Below are 17,196 nucleotides of genomic sequence, written 5' to 3' on the forward strand. Positions count from 1 at the left end.
TAAAAGCCGAAAATTTTTAGCGATTGAGCAATTGGGTAGAGGTAAAAATTAAAAGAGATGACATGGAGATGTATCAAGAATCTACAAAACAATGGTTTATATTTAATTCGCGCCTTCGAGTTGAGGCTAGAAGTAGTGGCTTATTTTTAGCGCAAGTATGGCCAAACTACTATCATGAAAAATCTCCTCTGATTTTGCCAGCAAAGATCACTTTAAAAAAAGAATACAAAGCCACAGGTCCGTATTTTCGGTTTCATTGCCTAACTCCCGATCAGATGCATAAGTTATTTTCCGACGGACATTTTTGTCGAGAAGACAAAGACATTGGCGTAATGTGGCAAAATGAAGGCTATCAAAGAGCAACTGATGGTGCTTATACGAGAGATATACGAACAATCACTGCTACCTGCAAAAATTCGGGTATTACATTGGAAATACGTCTTGAGGGAAATCTTAGCCCCGTGTTACCAGAATCGCCACCAATAATGCTCTCCGGATCAGATAAACAACCTACTAGTTATCAATTTGATTTTGCCTTGCCAATTGAAAGTATCGATGACTTCATGAGTAATACAAAATAGAACGACGCCTTTCTGGTTACCAGCTGCCATTAGTCGACAATGGGTGATTGACCGGTATTGGCCGCTATGGATAGCTATACATAGCGGCCACTATGCATAGAACCTAACTATGAATAGAAGTAATCTACACCCCACGGGTTTCCTGCGACTAACAGTAGAGTCGCTATGCATAGTTTTAATGCTTGAAGGAAACGCGTAAATTTATTACCAGCTAGAATAAGGCTTCAAACTGGTTGCACATGGCGACATTCAAGCAAGTGAGCCACGATGTAGAGTATCAATTGGCACTGAAGCAGCCATCCTCATATGCGATGCCTGACAAATGTTCTTTGAATTGTCTGAAGCGAATAAATTGTCATTTCAGAAAACCTGCAAAACTATGTAAAGCTTTTTAACTGATGACAGGTCGAAACATCAGTGAAATTAGGCTATGCAGCCGATAGCTTTTTAAGACTACTCATAGTTGCGTACTATGCATAGTGGCCGATGTCCGGCGTTCAAAATCTGGCTGGATTTGTATCGGAATGTCTGGCGGGTTTGATCGGAATACGCAGTCAGTGTTGTTCATGTTTCGCCAATGCTAAGCATAGCCATGCGGGCTCGATACTATGGGGATAATTGACTAATTCAGGGACAACTCCGCCCGCAAGCGCTCCGCCGTTAGATCGACGAAGGCACGAATTTTGGCCGACGAGTGTCGGCCTTCCCGGTGCAGGATATGCACCGGCACCGGCGGGCGCTCGAACTCGGCCAGCACGATTTTCAGTTTGCCGGCCCGCAGCGGTGCGGCGATTTGGTAGGACAGTAAGTGGGTAATGCCTAGGCCGGCCATGGCCGCGCCGGCCGCCGAGTCATTATCGCTGACGCTCAATAGCGGTTGTAACTTTACTGTCTGCGGCTGGCCGTCGCGCGCAAAACGCATTTCATTATGCGGATTCAAGCTGCGCGCCAGGATGATTTTATGCTGCAACAAATCGTCCGGCGTTTGCGGAATGCCGTGCGTGTTCAAATAATTCGGCGCCGCGCACAGCACCCGCCTTACCGAGCCGACTCGCAGCGCCCGGTAGGACGAATCGGGCAATTCGGCAATGCGAATCGCCACGTCCACGCCTTCTTCCAGCATGTTGACCACCCGGTCGACGAATAGCGCGTTGATTTCCACAGCCGGATAGCGGCGCAAATAGTCGACGATACCCGGCATTACATACAAGCGCCCGAACAACACCGAGGCGGTGACGGTGAGTTGGCCGCGCGGTTCGGCGTTGATGCCCAGCACTGCGTCGTCGGCTTCATCGGCCAAGGCGATGATGCGCTTGGCATCTTCGTAATATTTCTGGCCGGCCTCGGTCATCCTTACATAGCGGGTGGTGCGGTTCAGCAATTTAACCCCCAAACGCTCTTCCAACGCCGCCACCGCCCGCGTCACGGCCGGCGGCGACATGTGTAGCTTACGAGCGCCGCCGGCAAAGCCTTCCGCTTCGACCACCGCGACATACACGCTCATTAAATGCAATCTAGCCATTGATAATTCCAGTTATCGGAATAGTTAATTGAAAATTATAGATATTCTTTATTTTTATGCAATTAGGCACACTGTACCCGCCTGCTGAATTTCACCCAGGCCTAAGACTAACCTTTCATAATTTGGAGAACACTCATGAGCCGTATTACTACCGTCAGCAACGAAACCGCCAACATCGAACAACGCCATCTGTTGGATGCGATCCAAAGCCAACTGGGCATGGTACCTAACTTTTTGCGGGTGTTCGCCCACTCGCCGGATGCCTTGAAAGCCTTTCTGGGTTTGCATCACATTGCCAACCACGGTTCGCTGGATGCCGAAACCCGCGAGCGTATCGCATTGGCGCTGGCGCAGCAAAACCAGTGCGAATACTGCCTGTCCGCCCACACCGCCATCGGCCGCAAAACCGGTTTGAACGGGGCGGAAATCGAAGCTAACCGGGCCGGTACCAGCCAGGATGCCAAAGCGGCGGTGGCGGTCAAATTCGCCCGCGCCCTGGTTGAGCACAAGGGCGAGGTCACCCATACCGAGTTGCAATCCATGCGCGATGCAGGTTTTAGCGAAGCCGACATCGTCGAGGTGATCACCCACGTCGGTATGAATATCTTGACCAATATCTTGGGCAAAGCCAGCCGGGTCGATATCGACTTTCCGAAAGTGGCGCTAAAACAGGCCGCCTAGCAAGGTCTCCGGCGCAAGTCCAAGCGCGGACTTGCGCCCGGATTTTAGCGTTGAATCATAGCCGCTATGTTGATTCAACGTGGTCGGCGTCTGCGTCACGGCAAGCGCCAAGGTTTCAAATCCAAGCAGGAGTAGCGTCATGGCCCGTGCATTTGCCAACATCAGTTTCACCCCCGACGTGCAGGCGGTACAAACCGAAATGGGTAGTCGCGCCGCGTATCGAACAGCGGAGACCGGCGAAGCCGAAACGGTGTTGCTGAGCGACTTCGAACAGGCATTTATCGCCGAACGCGACAGCTTTTATCAAGCCACGGTCAGTCAAAGCGGTTGGCCTTACGTGCAGCATCGCGGCGGACCGCTGGGCTTTTTGAAAGTGTTGGACGAACAGACCATAGGCTACGCCGATTTCAGCGGCAATCGCCAATACCTTTCGGTCGGTAATTTACGCGGCGACGATCGGGTCAGTTTGATTTTAATGGACTACCCCGGGCGGCAACGCTTGAAAATCTGGGGTCGGGCGCGGGTGGTGGATGCACGCAGCGAGCCGGCGCTGCTGGCCAAGCTGGAGTTGCCCGACTCGCGCGCCCCGGTGGAGCGCGGCATCCTTATCCGGGTCGAAGCCTTCGATTGGAATTGCCCTAAATATATCACGCCACGCTATAGCCAGAACCAAATCGAAGCGCTGCTAGCGCAAGCCCGTCGCCAATCTGTAGCGGCGGATAAGACTATTCCTAGCGCCCTCGGCAGCGGCGTATTGCCGTTAACGATTAGCGGGATTCGCCAGTTGACGCCGCGCATTCGCGGCTATGAATTGCGCCATGCCGACGGCGAACCGCTGCCGAGTTACCGGGCCGGGGCGCATATCCGCGTGCCGATCGTGCTGCCCGATGGTAGCATTACCGGACGCACATATTCGCTGACCGACGTGCCGGACGAGCCGGATTGCTACCATATCGCGGTGTTAAGAGTGGACGACGGCGAAGGCGGTTCGTCGGCATTGCAGGACGGTTGGCAACTGGGAACCCGCATCAATGTCGATGCGCCGCACAACTATTTCCCCCTGCACGACGACCAGCGCCCGGCATTGTTGATCGCCGGCGGCATCGGCATCACTCCGTTAAAAGCCATGGCCGAAACCTTGGCCGCGCGGGGAGCGGAGTTTCAACTGCATTACAGTGGCCGTGCGCCACAAGAAATGGCCTTTGTCGGGGACTTGCGACGACATTTTTTCGAGCAAGGCCGGTTTTATTTTAGTCGGGCGCAAAACCCAACAAGACTGGACGTATCGGCGTTGCTCGGCAGCGTATCCGCCGATACCGTCATTTACGTTTGCGGCCCAACCAGCCTGATAGCCAGCGTGCGTCAAACCGCCCGCCGGCTCGGGATCGCCGACCAACGAGTGCAATTTGAAAGTTTTGTGTAAACGGCGGAGCCATAGTTTAATGCCTTTGCTGGTCTGGCGGGAGCGGATTAGGGCAGGCAGCGGGATGGGTTTGGTAAACCGGTCCTGAACGTTTCAAGCCCTTGTAGAGGCGCGGCAAAACGGTATGGGTGGATTGAATAATCCGCCCGGCAAAGTTGGAGTCAGGCCGGCAATCAACCTCTATAGCCAAACCGACGGGCAGATATCGCTCCGGCGGCTGTCGTTGGCGATCGAAACCTAACGATCGGATTTTGGCCGGATTGATCCGGCCAAATTAGGGTTTTTGTAGAGATAAACTTCGGTGCCATTTTGCGGGAAGTTTAATTGCTGTTTCGTCCTGCCGGCGCTAAAACCTAGTAAGACTAGACCTCCATTACTTTAATAACGGTTGTAAATACGGCCAGACCTTTTCGGCAATCAGCGGTTGTCCCGCTTCGTTCGGGTGCAGGCCGTCGGCTTGCATCAACTCCGGGTTTAAGGCGATGTCGTCCATGATGAAGGGTACCAGCGGTACCTTTAATTCGGCGGATAATTGCGGATAAACGTTGTAAAACATCTCGATATAGCGCTTGCCGTAATTGGGCGGGATTTTCATCCCCAGCAGCAGCACGTTGGCTCCGGCCTTGCGCGAACGTTGTATCATTTCGGTTAAATTGCTTTTCATGATTTGGGGCGTCAGGCCGCGCAGGCCATCGTTAGCGCCCAGTTCCAATATCACAATGGCTGGTTTATGCCTGGCCAATGCCTGGTCGATGCGCGCCAAGCCGCCCGCGGAAGTATCGCCGCTGATGCTTTCATTGCTGATAATATAGTTGCCGTACCTATCGTTGAACTTTTTTTGCAGCAAGCTCACCCAACCCTGACCGACATTGATGCCGTAACCGGCACTGATACTGTCGCCTAACACAACAATCGATTCGGCCATCGCGGCCATGGGCAGTAACCCGAGAATTAAGGCAAGGACAAGGCTATACATCATGCAAACTCATAGTGAACAAAGCAAACCTTTCATCATCGAGACCCAAAACCTGGGAAAATCGGTGCCGACTTCGGAAGGCGAGCTGCATATCTTGTCATCGGTGGACTTAATCATCAAGCCGGGCGAGAGTATTGCCATCGTCGGCGAGTCCGGTTCCGGTAAAACCACCTTGTTGAGTCTGCTGGCAGGACTGGATACGCCATCTACCGGTTCGGTTTCCATCAACGGTCGCGACATGACCGCAATGAACGAAGACGGCAGGGCGGCATTGCGCAACGAACTGGTCGGGTTTGTGTTTCAGTCGTTTCAATTATTGCCGGCGCTGACGGCGTTGGAGAATGTCATGCTGCCGCTGGAATTGCGCGGTGACGGCGATGCCGAGGCGGCGGCAAGAGCATTGTTGGCGCGGGTAGGGCTGGCCCGCCGACTCACGCATACCCCCAAGCAGCTTTCGGGCGGCGAGCAACAGCGGGTGGCCTTGGCTCGGGCCTTCGTCACCGAACCGGCTATATTGTTTGCCGATGAACCGACCGGCAATCTGGACAGCAAGACCGGTGCGCATATTATCGATTTGCTGTTTGAATTGAATCAGGAACAACATACCACACTGGTGCTGGTCACTCACGATGCATCGTTGGCTGCGCGTTGCGGGCGCATGGTCAGGCTGGCGGCGGGGAGTATGCTATGAACCGCTTTAAATTGGCGCTACGCCTGCTGAAGCGGGATGGCCGATCCGGCGAATTGACTTTGTTGGTGCTGGCATTGCTGATTGCGGTCGCCAGTGCCACCACGATTTCCTTGTTTGTCGACAGACTGCAGCGTACCTTGACGATTCAGGCGGCCGAATTTCTGGCGGGCGATCTGGTGGTGACCAGTTCGACTCCGATTGAAGATACTTGGAGCCAGCGGGCAGAGGGCTTAAATTTAACCCAATCGCAAACCGCCGAATTCAGCAGCGTATTGTTGGAAAACGAGCAGATGCTGTTGGCGGCGATCAAGGCCGTCAGTCAGGGTTATCCGCTGCGAGGCTTTCTAAAAACGCAGGAAGCCGAGGGCGCTACGGAAATCCAAATCACCCATGGACCCCAGCAGGGAACGGTCTGGGTGGAAAAACGTATCTTGTCGGCGCTGAATTTACAGTTGGGAGATATGTTGACAGTCGGCGAGAAACCGTTGCAGCTCACCCGTATCTTGACTTACGAGCCGGATAAACGCGGGGATTTTTACAGTTTTTCGCCACGGGTAATCATCAATCAGGCCGATCTGCCGGCCACGGGGGTGATTCAGCCGGGCAGTCATGTGCATTATTTTTATCAGTTTATTGGGGGGGAAACCCCGCTGGGCGTATTTAAGAAATGGTTAAAACCGCAGCTGAATCCATCCCAGCGGATTCTGGATATTCATGAAGACAGGCCGGAACTGGGTTCTGCGTTGCAACGGGCCGAACGTTATCTGGGTTTGTCCAGCATCGTGGTAATCTTGATAGCGGGCGTGGCCATCGCTATGGCGGCCGGACGCTATACCGAGCGGCATTTCAATGCTTCGGCGTTGTTGCGTTGTTTGGGCTGTAAACAACGGGAAATCCTGTGGTTATACACCGCGCAGTTTTTGGTTTTGGGGGCGCTGGCCAGCGCCGCCGGGTGTTTGTTGGGTTGGCTGGGGCAGCTGGGCTTGTTTTATCTGTTAAAGCCCTTGTTGCCGCAACAACTGGCCAATCCGAGTCTATTGGCCGTGGTCTTCGGTTTTATCACCGGGATGGCGATTTTACTGGGTTTCGCCTTGCCACCTCTGCTGCGTTTACAGAAGGTCTCGCCGTTGCGGGTGTTGCAGCGGGATCTGGAGCCGCTTCCGGCTAAGGCCTGGTTAATCTATGGCTTGGCTATTTCGATCATGTCGATGTTGATCTGGCGCTATAGCAACGACTGGCAAATGACTGCCGGTATCATCGGTGTCGGCATTTTGACCTTGCTGGTGTTGGGCTTGCTGGTAACCGGCATGCTGAAATTACTGCGACCGTTGCTGCCCAAGCTGGGGCTGCCCTGGCGGTTTGGCGTGCAAGGCTTGTTGCGTAACAGCCGGGCCAGTGTCAGTCAGATTTTGGCTTTCAGTATCACGTTGGCGGCGATGAGTTTGAGCTTTACGGTGCGCAACGATTTAATCGATCAATGGCAGCGACAATTGCCCGAACATGCGCCTAATCATTTTGTCCTGAATATTATCCCCGCCCAGCAGCCGGCTTTTGAGCAAGACTTGTTGCGGGCCGGTATCGACAGTAGCGCATTTTATCCGGTGGTTAGGGGGCGTTTGGTCGAGATCAATGCCGAGGCAGTGCAGAAACGGGTCAGCAAGGATAGCCAGGGAGAAGCCGCCATCCATCGCGAATTGAGCCTGACCTGGGCGCCTTCGTTACCGGAAGATAACGTCATAACCGCCGGCGAGGCCTGGTCGGTCGACCAGGCCGGTTGGGTGTCCGTGGAGCAGAAGCTGGCGGACAATCTGGGCATTAAAGTGGGGGACAATTTGCTGTTTACCGTCGGCAGCGCCCAAGTCAAGGCCCGGGTTGCCAATCTCCGCAGTCTGCAATGGGACACCATGAAACCCAATTTTTATATGATTTTTTCGCCGGGTACATTGAATGATTTTCCGTTTACCTATCTGACCAGTTTTTATTTGCCGGATGCCCAGAAAAATCTGTTGAATCAACTGCTGAAAACGTTTCCGGCCATCACCGTTCTGGAGGTTGATCAGATTTTGAAACAATTTAAAACCATACTCATGCAATTGACCCAGGCTATCGACTTATTGCTCTACTTTGCATTAGCGGCCGGGTTTACAGTGTTGTTTGCGGCGGTATATGCCACCCTGGACGATAGAATACAGCAGGGGGCATTGCTGCGTACTTTGGGAGCCGGGCGCGGCTGGCTCAGAAAAACCCATTTGGTCGAATTCGGTTTTATGGGAGCTTTGGCCGGCGCATTGGCGGCGATCATTTTTCAGGTGATTTTGTACGTGTTGTATAGCCGAGTCATGCATATTCCCTATGTATTATCCTGGCGATCAGCCGCGATATTGTTAACAATAGGCCTGTTTACGATTGGCCTTACCGGTTATTGGGGGGTACGCCAGGTCGTCAATCAATCGCCGTTGCGAGTTCTACGCCGCTTGTAATGTTTTACCGGTGAAAATCGTTGGCTGGGCCCAATAAAAATGCTGAATATGTATTTAAACCTTGGGAAATTTGGCTTTGTGGCTAAAATGTACAGCCGATAGCTGCCAGAATTGTCAGGTTGTACTGACAGAGGCGGCGTGGTGTCATGAAAATTCAGACAGCTGAACATTATTTAACGTAAGGATTATGCCGCAAAGTGTTTTTAAACTTGAATCGTTGCTAGAAACCCATGAACAACCCTTCATGGTGATCAGCGCCGATTTGCATGTGTTGGCGGTCAATCAAGCCTGGGAAACGGCGTTTGGTGTTGCCCGGGAAACTCAAATCGGCAAACCGTGTTGTGAGCAACAGGGGATTTGCCGGCATCAACGTTTGTTTCAAACCCTTGAGCCGTATACAGGTATATTCGAGTTTGAAGGGCGCGGAAAGGATAAAAAACTGCTGAATGTGCGGGGATATCCGTTGCTGGATGCCGATGGGCGCTTGTATTTAGGCGAGTCGCAAAGCCTGTTGCATAAAAAAGGCGACGAAGTCCACCAGAGCGGTATGGCGGGTAACAGCGAACCTTTCTTACTGTTGAAAACTAAATTGCAACAAGCTGCGGGCATTCAGGCTCCGGTATTACTATTGGGTGAAACGGGCACTGGCAAGGAACTTGCTGCTGAATTTATTCATCGTCATTCACAGCATGCGCAGGGCGAGTTTGTCATCGCCGATTGCACTGTGTTTGGTGAGGATTTATTTGAAAGCGAATTATTTGGCCATGAAAAAGGTGCTTTTACCGGAGCGGCTTCCAGTAAGAAAGGATTATTCGAACTGGCCGATAACGGGACTTTATTTCTGGACGAAATTGGCGAGTTACCTATTTCGCAACAAGCCAAATTGTTGCGGGCATTGGAAAGCGGACAGTTTCGGCGGGTGGGCGGCACCATCACGCTGAAGGCCAATGTCAGAGTACTGTGCGCAACCCATAGAAATTTGACGGACATGGTAAGGCAAGGCAGGTTTCGCGAGGATTTGTTTTATCGGCTGTCGGTTTTTCCGATCGATATTCCGCCGTTGCGCGACCGTAAACAAGATATTCCGCTATTGGTGGATCATTTTTTAAAGCAATTTGGCCAGTTAAAAGGCCAACATTTGACGATTAGCCGTGAGGGTTTAATTAAATTGATACAACATGGCTGGCCCGGGAATATCCGCGAATTGAAAAACTGTCTACATTTAGCCTGCGGCTTATGTAGCGGCGCCATTATTCAGCCCACGGATATCCATTTCATGCGCATGATAGGTGAGCAGGCTCAGTTGTTAGTCCCCGGTCCGGTCGACCTAGCGCCGCCGCAGCTGGAAAATACCGATAACAGGACTCCACTGGAACAATATGAAGCCAGTTTCATCGGTAGTTTGATCAAAAAATACCAGGGAAACCGTAAATTAATTGCCGCCGAAATGAATATTAGCGAAAGAACCTTATACCGTAAGCTTAATCGGCTTAATCTGAACTAGGTACGTACATGCAGTCATCGTTATTCAACTGGACGCTTAACGCAATTAATCCACAAAACAATGGGTTTACGCCACCCATGGATATGCGTGAGGCTATTTCCAGTATTAGAGCGTTGCCGCCATTACCGGGTAGCGCGGTACGTATCATCAATTTGATTTCAGATCCCAAGGCCGACGTAGACAAGCTGGCCGAAATTATCGAAATGGACCCGTTACTGACCGCGCAAATCATTCGCTGGTCGACCTCTTCGCTGTACGGCTATCGCGGCAAAATTTCCAGCGTGCGCGATGCGATCGTACGTGTGCTGGGATTTAACTTTGTGTTGGATTTGGCATTGGGGTTGGCGGTGTTGGCGCCATTGCGGGCGCCCAAAGAGGGGGTAATCGGTACCCGGATGTTCTGGATTCATGCACTGACCAGTGCCTTGCTGATGAAAAAGCTGGCGCAAAAAGTGCCTGCGGAGTTTAATCTTGATGCGCAGGAGGTGTTTCTAGCGGCCTTGTTGCACAATATCGGCTTTCCGCTATTGGGGCACCAATTTCCTGGTGAATTTGATTATTTAAATAAATTAATCAATGCCAACCCCGGTTTATCGATTTATAACCTCGAAACCTTTGCGTTTGGAGTCAACCATACCCAAATCGGCGCCTGGCTGATGAGTGCATGGTCGCTGCCGCGGTTGATAACCGATATCGTCTATCATCACCACAATCCGTTTTACCGGGGCGATCATTATCAGTTAACCCTTTTGACCTATCTGAATGACTATTTGTTGGGCCAGATTGGGATCGGCGATGCGGCTAATCAAAACTGTCCTGAAGACGTGTGGAGCGTTTTATCCCTGGAGCCGGCCATCGGACTGGAAGTAGTTGATAGTCTTCAGGATGAAATCGTGGCCATTACCGATCTGGCTGATATGCTCACCCAATAAACGCTTGCTGATGGAATGCAGATGATCGCCTCATCTGCCGCGAGTCAGCTAATGAACCCCTCATGAGCCATTCGTTTTGTCCCGCTTGTCTAAATGCCTTGCCCAATTTATCGGTTTGTCCGCGGTGCGGCTGGTATCAGGGTATGAGCGTGGATGCGCTGTATTTAAATCCCGGTACCGTTGTTAACCCGCCTTATCAAGTGGCTCGCGTATTGGGATACGGTGGGTTTGGCATCACCTATCTCGGTTGGGATGCCAACTTGCAAATCAAGGTGGCCATTAAGGAATATATGCCGCGTGAATTTGCCGGTCGCGACCCGCAAACCGGGCATGTATTGGCAAACGCGGGCGAGGCCGGGGTGCAGTTTTCCGCCGGCTTAAACCGCTTTCTGGATGAGGCCCGAACGCTGGCCAAATTTCAACAGCACCCCGGCATTGTGTCGGTACTATCTTTTTTTCCCGCTTTCGGCACCGGTTACATGGTGATGGAGTATGTGGAGGGCCAGACCCTAAAGGGCTATTTAGACCAGCGCGGCCGGTTGGCCTGGACCCAAACACTGGATATTTTCATGCAGATCATGGATGCCTTGCGGGCGGTGCATAAGGCGGGATTGCTGCATCGCGATATCGCACCGGACAACATTTATCTGTGTGGCGATGGCCGGGTAAAGTTATTGGATTTTGGCGCGGCGCAGGCGAGTTTAAGCGGGAGTGGGCAACCAGAGCCTCCGCGGACTGTGCTGGTCAAATCCGGATTTGCGCCGGAGGAACAATATCAAGACGATAGTCGGCAAGGCCCCTGGACGGATGTCTATAGCTTGGCGGCCAGCATGTATTTTTGCCTGGCCGGACAAGCCCCGCCGGATGCCCTGGACAGGCTGAAGCAAGATCGACTCAAGCCACTGGCCGATTATGGGGTGATGATTCCGCCCCTGGCGGAACAAGTTCTGCTGGAGGCCTTAGCGGTACATTCATTGCAAAGGCCGCAAAGTATCGAAACGCTGCAAAAGCAATTTATCGAGTTGCAATCCAAACCGGTATCGGTGCCGCCGGCAAATATAAGCGTTGTAAAGCAAGCTCCGCAGCCCCCTTTAGTGCCCTTGCCGGGCGAACAGCGTAAGTCCGGCCAGATTACGGGGCTGCGTTGGCTGCTGACGGCGGCTATTGCCGTGATTTTGACGTTGATACTGTTTAGTCGTGAGCAAGGCAAGCCGACGACGCTCAGCGAGCGTGAGTCCTTATCGAAACATCTCAACCCGCCCATCGAGCCGGTTCAGCCAGATGATGCCGAGCCGGCCCAACAACGGTTAAGCGAGCGTCAGGCCGCGGAAGCGCTTAAACAGCGGCAGGAGGCCGCATTGCAGCGCTTTGAGGAAAGGCGCCGCCAGGAATTTGCCGTATCGGTGCCGCCGGTCAAGCAGACCGATTCCCAACAATCAGAGCATATCCGTAGCCTGTGTGCGGAATGGGGCGCTACAATGGAATGCCTAGAGCTAAGAAAAAACCAATAACGCACTATGCTATGAACATAAATTCAAAGAAAAGGTAGACCGTTATGAAACTGATACGCTGTGAACGCGGCCATTATTACGACGCTCAGCAACATAGTCGTTGTCCTTCGTGCGGTGTGCCCGGACTAGGCGTTTCCAGTGGGCAAGAGCAAACGGCACAGGCCGAGCCGGATGCCATGGTGACGCAAGTGCGCGGTCAGGTCGGCGCCGTAGCGGATGTAGGCGTGACGGTGGCGATGGTGCGCAAGAAGATCGGTATCGACCCGGTGGTCGGCTGGTTGGTATGCATTCAAGGACCGGAAAAAGGCCGGGATTACCGGGTGCGCAGCGAGCGTAACGGTATCGGCCGTGGAGCGGACATGGCCATATGCATCAATGGCGATGAAGCAATATCACGCGAAAATCATGCCTATATCAGTTTTAATCCGCGGAAAGGCAGCTTCAGAATTGCCCCCGGCGATGGTCGCGGCATGACCTATTTGAACGGTGAAGAAGTGGATGTGCCGATGCCGTTACAGGCCTATGACCGTATCGAGCTGGGTCAGTCGCATCTGTTGTTTGTGCCGCTGTGCGGCGAAAAATTTAGTTGGGAAAGCGAGGAGGAATAAGCTATGCGATATTTTGCCGTGTTATTGCTGGGGGTTCTGTGCGGATTGGCGCAGGCCCAGGAAGTGGACGATTTACGCTTGATTCAGGCCCATGTGCATTTACCGACTTTGCAGGTTTGGTTAAATCTAACCGCCGATACGCAAATTGAGCGGGAACAATTTAATATCAGCGTAGGGCCGCACCCGGCCAAAGTCCTTGCCATAGACCCTTTTCTAAAGACCGGGGAAGGGGTAGGGTATATTTTTTTGGTAGATATCTCCAAGTCGCTGAACAGCCGGCAACTGGTGCAGATCAAACGTTCTCTGCACCGTTGGTTGGAAGGTATGGGGCCGCATGATCAGGCGGCCTTGATTACTTTTGGGCATGAGGTGACTCATACTCAGGAATTTACCAACGACCGGTTCAGGTTGAACAATGCGATTGGCTTGTTGGCGACCAGGGATATGGAAACCAGTTTGTACCACGGCTTGCTGGAGGCGATTAGTTTAGGCCGCAGTCAAGTGCCCGGTTTACCCAGTCGCCGGGCGATAGTGGTGTTGAGCGATGGGATAGACGATAGTCTGGACGGCGTGTCGATGGACGAGGTGTTTAAGCAGAATAGCGAATATCGGGTGCCGATCTACAGTATTGGTTTTGCGGTTCAGCCTATCAACGATAGCAAACGAGAAGGCCTGAAAGTATTAGGCATGTTGTCTCGCCAGTCCGGCGGGTATTTCGTGCAAGCCGATCCGGAACAGTTGGATAACGCTTACGAAACACAACACCAATTAATTTCTCAGGCTTACCGGTTGCGCATCGTTTGCCCGGACTGTGTGGCCGACGGGCAATTGCACCACATCGATTTAACCTGGAGCGACGGGCAAAGAACTTTGAACGACGGTTTCGATATGCGCTTGCTGCCGCAAAAAGTCGTAGCCAGTCGTCCGCATAATTCCCCGCCAGTCGCGGAAAACGATGCAGGATGGTCGATATTGATATTTGCAGTCGCTGTATTGGCATTTTTCCTTGGGCTGGCGCTGGTTTACCGGCAACGTCTGGCTCAACCGAAACAATTTATCGAAGAGAACGCGGTTAGTCCGCCGGCTCCCGCCACGATAACTAAGCCTGCCCCAGGCTTGCTGGTGAAGTTGACGGTGGTGTCGGGTGTACAGAAAGGCCGGAACTATCAATTGAATGTTGCCGAACGTGTCACGTTGGGCCGGGCCGGTCAGTGCGATTTATGTCTAGACGATGATGTTGAGATTTCTAGTCAGCATGCCCTGTTGCAGAACCAAGAGGGTAAGTTGAGCGCCCGCGATTTAAATTCTACCAACGGTACCTTGGTCAACGGCGTGCCCATTCATAACGATTATCCCTTGCGCAGCGGCGATTTACTGCTACTTGGCCGCACGGAACTGCGGGTCGAACTTTGATGATGGAGGTCATCCCCGGCAATGCCAGTCATATTGGGCAGCGTCAGCAGCAACAGGATGCGTTTGCTTTTTCGGATTTTGCCGATGAAACATTTATTAGGCATGGCGGCTATCTGGCCGTGGTCGCTGACGGGATAGGCGGTCTGCAAAATGGTGCGCAAGCCGCCAATATTGCGGTAACGGAAATGGTCAGCCGTTATTTGGCAAAATCAAGCGATAATGCGGTGGATTGCGCTTTGGACCAAGCGCTGGATATGGCAAATCAGGCGGTTTTGGATGCTGGGCATTGGTACAATAGTTTTCGCGAAATGGGCACAACTTTGGTTGTAGCGGTAATTCACCAAGATCATTTGTATTGGCGGGCCGTCGGCGACAGTCATTTGTATTTATGTCGGGATGGGCGTTTAAGCCAACTGAACGCCGACCATAATTTTGCCAGAGAGTTGCAAGCGCAAGTTAACGAGGGTTTGATCAGCCAGGATCAGGCCGATAACCACCCCCATCGTCACGCATTGGAATATTACCTCGGCTTACCTTATTTGCCTGAGGTCGAGCGGAATTTGAACCCCTTGTCGTTGCAGGCCAATGACAGGGTTTTACTATGTTCCGACGGTGTTGACGGGGTGTTGTCTGCCGATGAGATTATTGCTTGTCTGGCAAAAATGCCCATGGAGGCCGCAAAGTGCTTATGCGATATCGCCTTACAAAAACAGCAGGCCGGCCAGGATAATCTGACGGCGGTTATATTGGGATATCAAGTGCAGGAGGTATCAGCTAGTAAAACATCGACAGGCATATTTAAAAATCCTTGGTTGGTTTTTGGCTGCTTGGGGTTTTTGGTGCTATCGGTTTATCAACTATTTTTCATTTCTTGGTCTGGCCGGTTTTAACAGCATATTCATGTTGTTTTGCGCGAGGTAGTGATGAAATACCGGGTTTGCAATATGAATTGTTCCGATTACAAAAGTGATTAAGGCATTGTCATGAGTGCACATGACCGGATCGGTAATCGATATCTCAAGGGATTCATAAGATCGATCAAAAAGTTTACCCTGATTTTCCTCGGTTTTACGGTCGGTTGGTTTTTAGTCACCCAGCTTTTATTGGCCCAGCTGATATCTGACGTTCCGTCCAGCTGGCAATGGTTTAATGTTGCCAAGGATGTCGGCTTTATTGTGCTGGGGTCCGGGCTGTCTTTTGGATTGTTTCGGCGCTGTTTAACCAAACATATCAAGAATATCGCCGAATTAGAGCAAAATGAGGAGAGCCTGCTGTGTGTTTTGGCCGGCAGCCAGTTGGGTTTCTGGGACTGGGATTTGTTGACGGGTGAAGTCAACAGAAACGCCATTTGGGCGGAAATGTTGGGCTATAGTCTGGACGATATCGCATTCACGATTCAGCAGTGGAGCGATTTTGTGCATCCTGACGACAGAGCGGCTGCGTGGGAATCGATTCACGCCGTTTTGGAAGGACGGGCGGATCAGCATCAAATGATTTACCGCATGAAAACCCGGCAAGGTGAGTATAAATGGATACTGGATTGTGCCCGAGTGATTCGAAGAGATGAGCACGGTAAAGCCCTGCGCATGAGCGGTACCCATAGCGATGTCAGCAGATTGAAATTGACGGAAGACGCCTTAAAAATCAGTGAGGAACGCTTCCGGCGCATATTTGAAACCACGGGAGTGGGGATGTCGCAAGTGGGATTGGATGGGCGGTTTTTGCTGGTCAACGATACTTTTTGTCATATAACCGGCTACAGCAGGGATGAGCTGCTGAACCAGAAAAAAAACTTTCAAGCCATTACTTATCCGGACGATTTGCCTATGCAACTTCAGTTGATGAATAGGTTTTGCCAAGGCGAAATTAATCGCTACGATTTAGAAAAACGCTATGTCCGTAAGGACGGCACTATTGCCTGGGTGAAATTATCCATTGCCTTGTTGAGAGATACAACCGAAACCCCTTTGAGTTTAATTACCGCAGTACAGGACATCACCCGTTTGAAAGGTCTGCAACATGAATTGGAGTTGCGGGCGCATATCGATTATTTAACCGAGATTCCCAATCGCCGCTATTTTATGCAGTTGGCCGAGCATGAATTGGCCCGAGCGCAACGTTATGGCAACGATGTCGCCATATTTATGCTGGACGTCGATTTCTTTAAACGGATCAATGACGCGCACGGTCACAAAGCCGGCGATAAAGTCTTGCAAAAAATTGCTCGCATCATGCAAGGCATGCTGCGGGAAGTCGATATATTGGGACGCATTGGCGGTGAGGAATTTGCCATTGTCTTGCCGCAAACCAATCGGCGGATGGCCATGGAAGTCGCTGAACGGTTAAGGCGGCAAGTGGCCGACAGTGTGATGACGCTGGACAACGGTGTGTCGTTAAACGTGACGTTGTCGATAGGCGTGGCCATGATGACACGGCAACATGGCAATCTGGATTCGGTGATAGGGCAGGCGGATAAAGGCTTATATCAAGCCAAAGCCGGCGGGCGGAACAAAGTGATGTTCAGCGATTGATCCGGGTAACGCGCTACCCCAAATTGTCGCCCCTTTCGCCGCTGCTGATACGACCGCCTTCCAAACTGTCGACAATATAGACTTTACCGTCGCCGTGATGTCCGCTATGAGCGACCCGCATGATGGTCTGAAAGATGATTTCAACTTGACTGTCGGGAGCAAAAATTTCCAGACGGGTGCGGGGCAGGAACGGTTTATAGTCCTGGATATGGTCGGTGTGTTCACGTCCGAAACCCTCGCATTCGCTGACGCTCATGCCCGGAAAGCCCGGAATTTCCATTAAGGCCATGGTTAATTGATTCAGTTTATGCGGTTGAATATAGGCGCGTATTTCTTTCATAAA

16 protein-coding genes are annotated in these 17,196 nt (G+C 51.9%); 12 read left to right on the forward strand and 4 right to left on the reverse strand.

Annotated elements, in window-relative coordinates; translation table 11 throughout:
- The first annotated feature begins 62 nt into the window (after positions 1-62).
- The gene (locus M0R33_RS17460) at positions 63-581 is read left to right on the forward strand and encodes a hypothetical protein (protein ID WP_292572186.1); all 519 of its coding nucleotides are present in this window, start codon (positions 63-65) and stop codon (positions 579-581) included.
- A 622-nt stretch (positions 582-1,203) separates the two neighbouring features.
- On the opposite strand, the gene M0R33_RS17465 is transcribed toward M0R33_RS17460, so the two are convergent.
- Complete coding sequence (locus M0R33_RS17465) at positions 1,204-2,103, reverse strand: LysR family transcriptional regulator (protein WP_292572189.1); 900 nt, start codon at positions 2,101-2,103, stop codon at positions 1,204-1,206.
- A 135-nt stretch (positions 2,104-2,238) separates the two neighbouring features.
- Here M0R33_RS17465 and M0R33_RS17470 point away from each other — a divergent pair, with 135 nt between their 5' ends.
- Positions 2,239-2,784: a peroxidase-related enzyme gene (locus M0R33_RS17470; protein WP_292572192.1), complete on the forward strand. Its 546-nt coding sequence runs from the start codon at positions 2,239-2,241 to the stop codon at positions 2,782-2,784.
- Here the strand turns inward: M0R33_RS17470 and M0R33_RS17475 are convergent.
- Positions 2,767-2,925, reverse strand: coding sequence for a hypothetical protein (locus tag M0R33_RS17475; protein WP_292572195.1), 159 nt, complete (start codon positions 2,923-2,925; stop codon positions 2,767-2,769). The genes M0R33_RS17470 and M0R33_RS17475 overlap by 18 nt on opposite strands.
- On the opposite strand from M0R33_RS17475, the gene M0R33_RS17480 reads away from it, so the two are divergent.
- Positions 2,924-4,207 carry a pyridoxamine 5'-phosphate oxidase family protein gene (locus M0R33_RS17480; RefSeq protein WP_292572196.1) on the forward strand — a complete coding sequence of 428 codons (1,284 nt, stop codon included), beginning with the start codon at positions 2,924-2,926 and terminating at the stop codon, positions 4,205-4,207. The two genes, M0R33_RS17475 and M0R33_RS17480, sit on opposite strands and share 2 nt — an antisense overlap.
- A 373-nt stretch (positions 4,208-4,580) precedes the next feature.
- Here the strand turns inward: M0R33_RS17480 and M0R33_RS17485 are convergent, their stop codons facing one another.
- Positions 4,581-5,183, reverse strand: a complete 603-nt coding sequence (locus M0R33_RS17485; protein WP_292572286.1) for an arylesterase — start codon at positions 5,181-5,183, stop codon at positions 4,581-4,583.
- Position 5,184: 1 nt separating this feature from the next.
- Between M0R33_RS17485 and M0R33_RS17490 the strand changes: the two genes are divergently transcribed.
- The 9 genes from M0R33_RS17490 (at position 5,185) to M0R33_RS17530 (ending at position 16,853) form a co-directional block, all read left to right on the forward strand.
- A complete protein-coding gene (locus tag M0R33_RS17490) occupies positions 5,185-5,874 on the forward strand; it encodes an ABC transporter ATP-binding protein (RefSeq protein ID WP_292572199.1) in 690 nt (229 codons plus the stop codon).
- Complete coding sequence (locus tag M0R33_RS17495; RefSeq protein ID WP_292572201.1) at positions 5,871-8,354, forward strand: FtsX-like permease family protein; 2,484 nt, start codon at positions 5,871-5,873, stop codon at positions 8,352-8,354. Before M0R33_RS17490 ends, M0R33_RS17495 begins: the two co-directional genes overlap by 4 nt.
- Before the next feature lie 187 nt (positions 8,355-8,541).
- Positions 8,542-9,858, forward strand: coding sequence for a sigma-54-dependent Fis family transcriptional regulator (locus tag M0R33_RS17500; RefSeq protein WP_292572203.1), 1,317 nt, complete (start codon positions 8,542-8,544; stop codon positions 9,856-9,858).
- Between the two features lie 8 nt (positions 9,859-9,866).
- Positions 9,867-10,790, forward strand: coding sequence for an HDOD domain-containing protein (locus M0R33_RS17505; RefSeq protein ID WP_292572205.1), 924 nt, complete (start codon positions 9,867-9,869; stop codon positions 10,788-10,790).
- 62 nt (positions 10,791-10,852) lie between these two features.
- Entirely contained in the window at positions 10,853-12,301 is a 1,449-nt protein-coding gene (locus M0R33_RS17510) for a serine/threonine-protein kinase (protein WP_292572207.1), read from the forward strand.
- A 44-nt stretch (positions 12,302-12,345) separates the two neighbouring features.
- Entirely contained in the window at positions 12,346-12,909 is a 564-nt protein-coding gene (locus tag M0R33_RS17515; RefSeq protein ID WP_292572209.1) for an FHA domain-containing protein, read from the forward strand.
- A 3-nt stretch (positions 12,910-12,912) separates the two neighbouring features.
- Positions 12,913-14,322 carry an FHA domain-containing protein gene (locus tag M0R33_RS17520; protein WP_292572211.1) on the forward strand — a complete coding sequence of 470 codons (1,410 nt, stop codon included), beginning with the start codon at positions 12,913-12,915 and terminating at the stop codon, positions 14,320-14,322.
- Positions 14,322-15,212, forward strand: a complete 891-nt coding sequence (locus M0R33_RS17525) for a protein phosphatase 2C domain-containing protein (protein WP_292572214.1) — start codon at positions 14,322-14,324, stop codon at positions 15,210-15,212. The genes M0R33_RS17520 and M0R33_RS17525 overlap by 1 nt, the downstream gene beginning before the upstream one ends.
- Before the next feature lie 93 nt (positions 15,213-15,305).
- On the forward strand, positions 15,306-16,853 hold the full coding sequence (locus tag M0R33_RS17530; protein WP_292572218.1) for a sensor domain-containing diguanylate cyclase: 1,548 nt from the start codon (positions 15,306-15,308) through the stop codon (positions 16,851-16,853).
- Positions 16,854-16,866: 13 nt separating this feature from the next.
- Here the strand turns inward: M0R33_RS17530 and M0R33_RS17535 are convergent, their stop codons facing one another.
- Positions 16,867-17,193, reverse strand: coding sequence for a P-II family nitrogen regulator (locus M0R33_RS17535; protein ID WP_292572221.1), 327 nt, complete (start codon positions 17,191-17,193; stop codon positions 16,867-16,869).
- Positions 17,194-17,196: the final 3 nt, after the last annotated feature.

Origin of the sequence: Methylomonas sp., from assembly GCF_023228165.1 — a bacterium.
In the GTDB taxonomy this organism is placed as follows: domain Bacteria; phylum Pseudomonadota; class Gammaproteobacteria; order Methylococcales; family Methylomonadaceae; genus Methylomonas.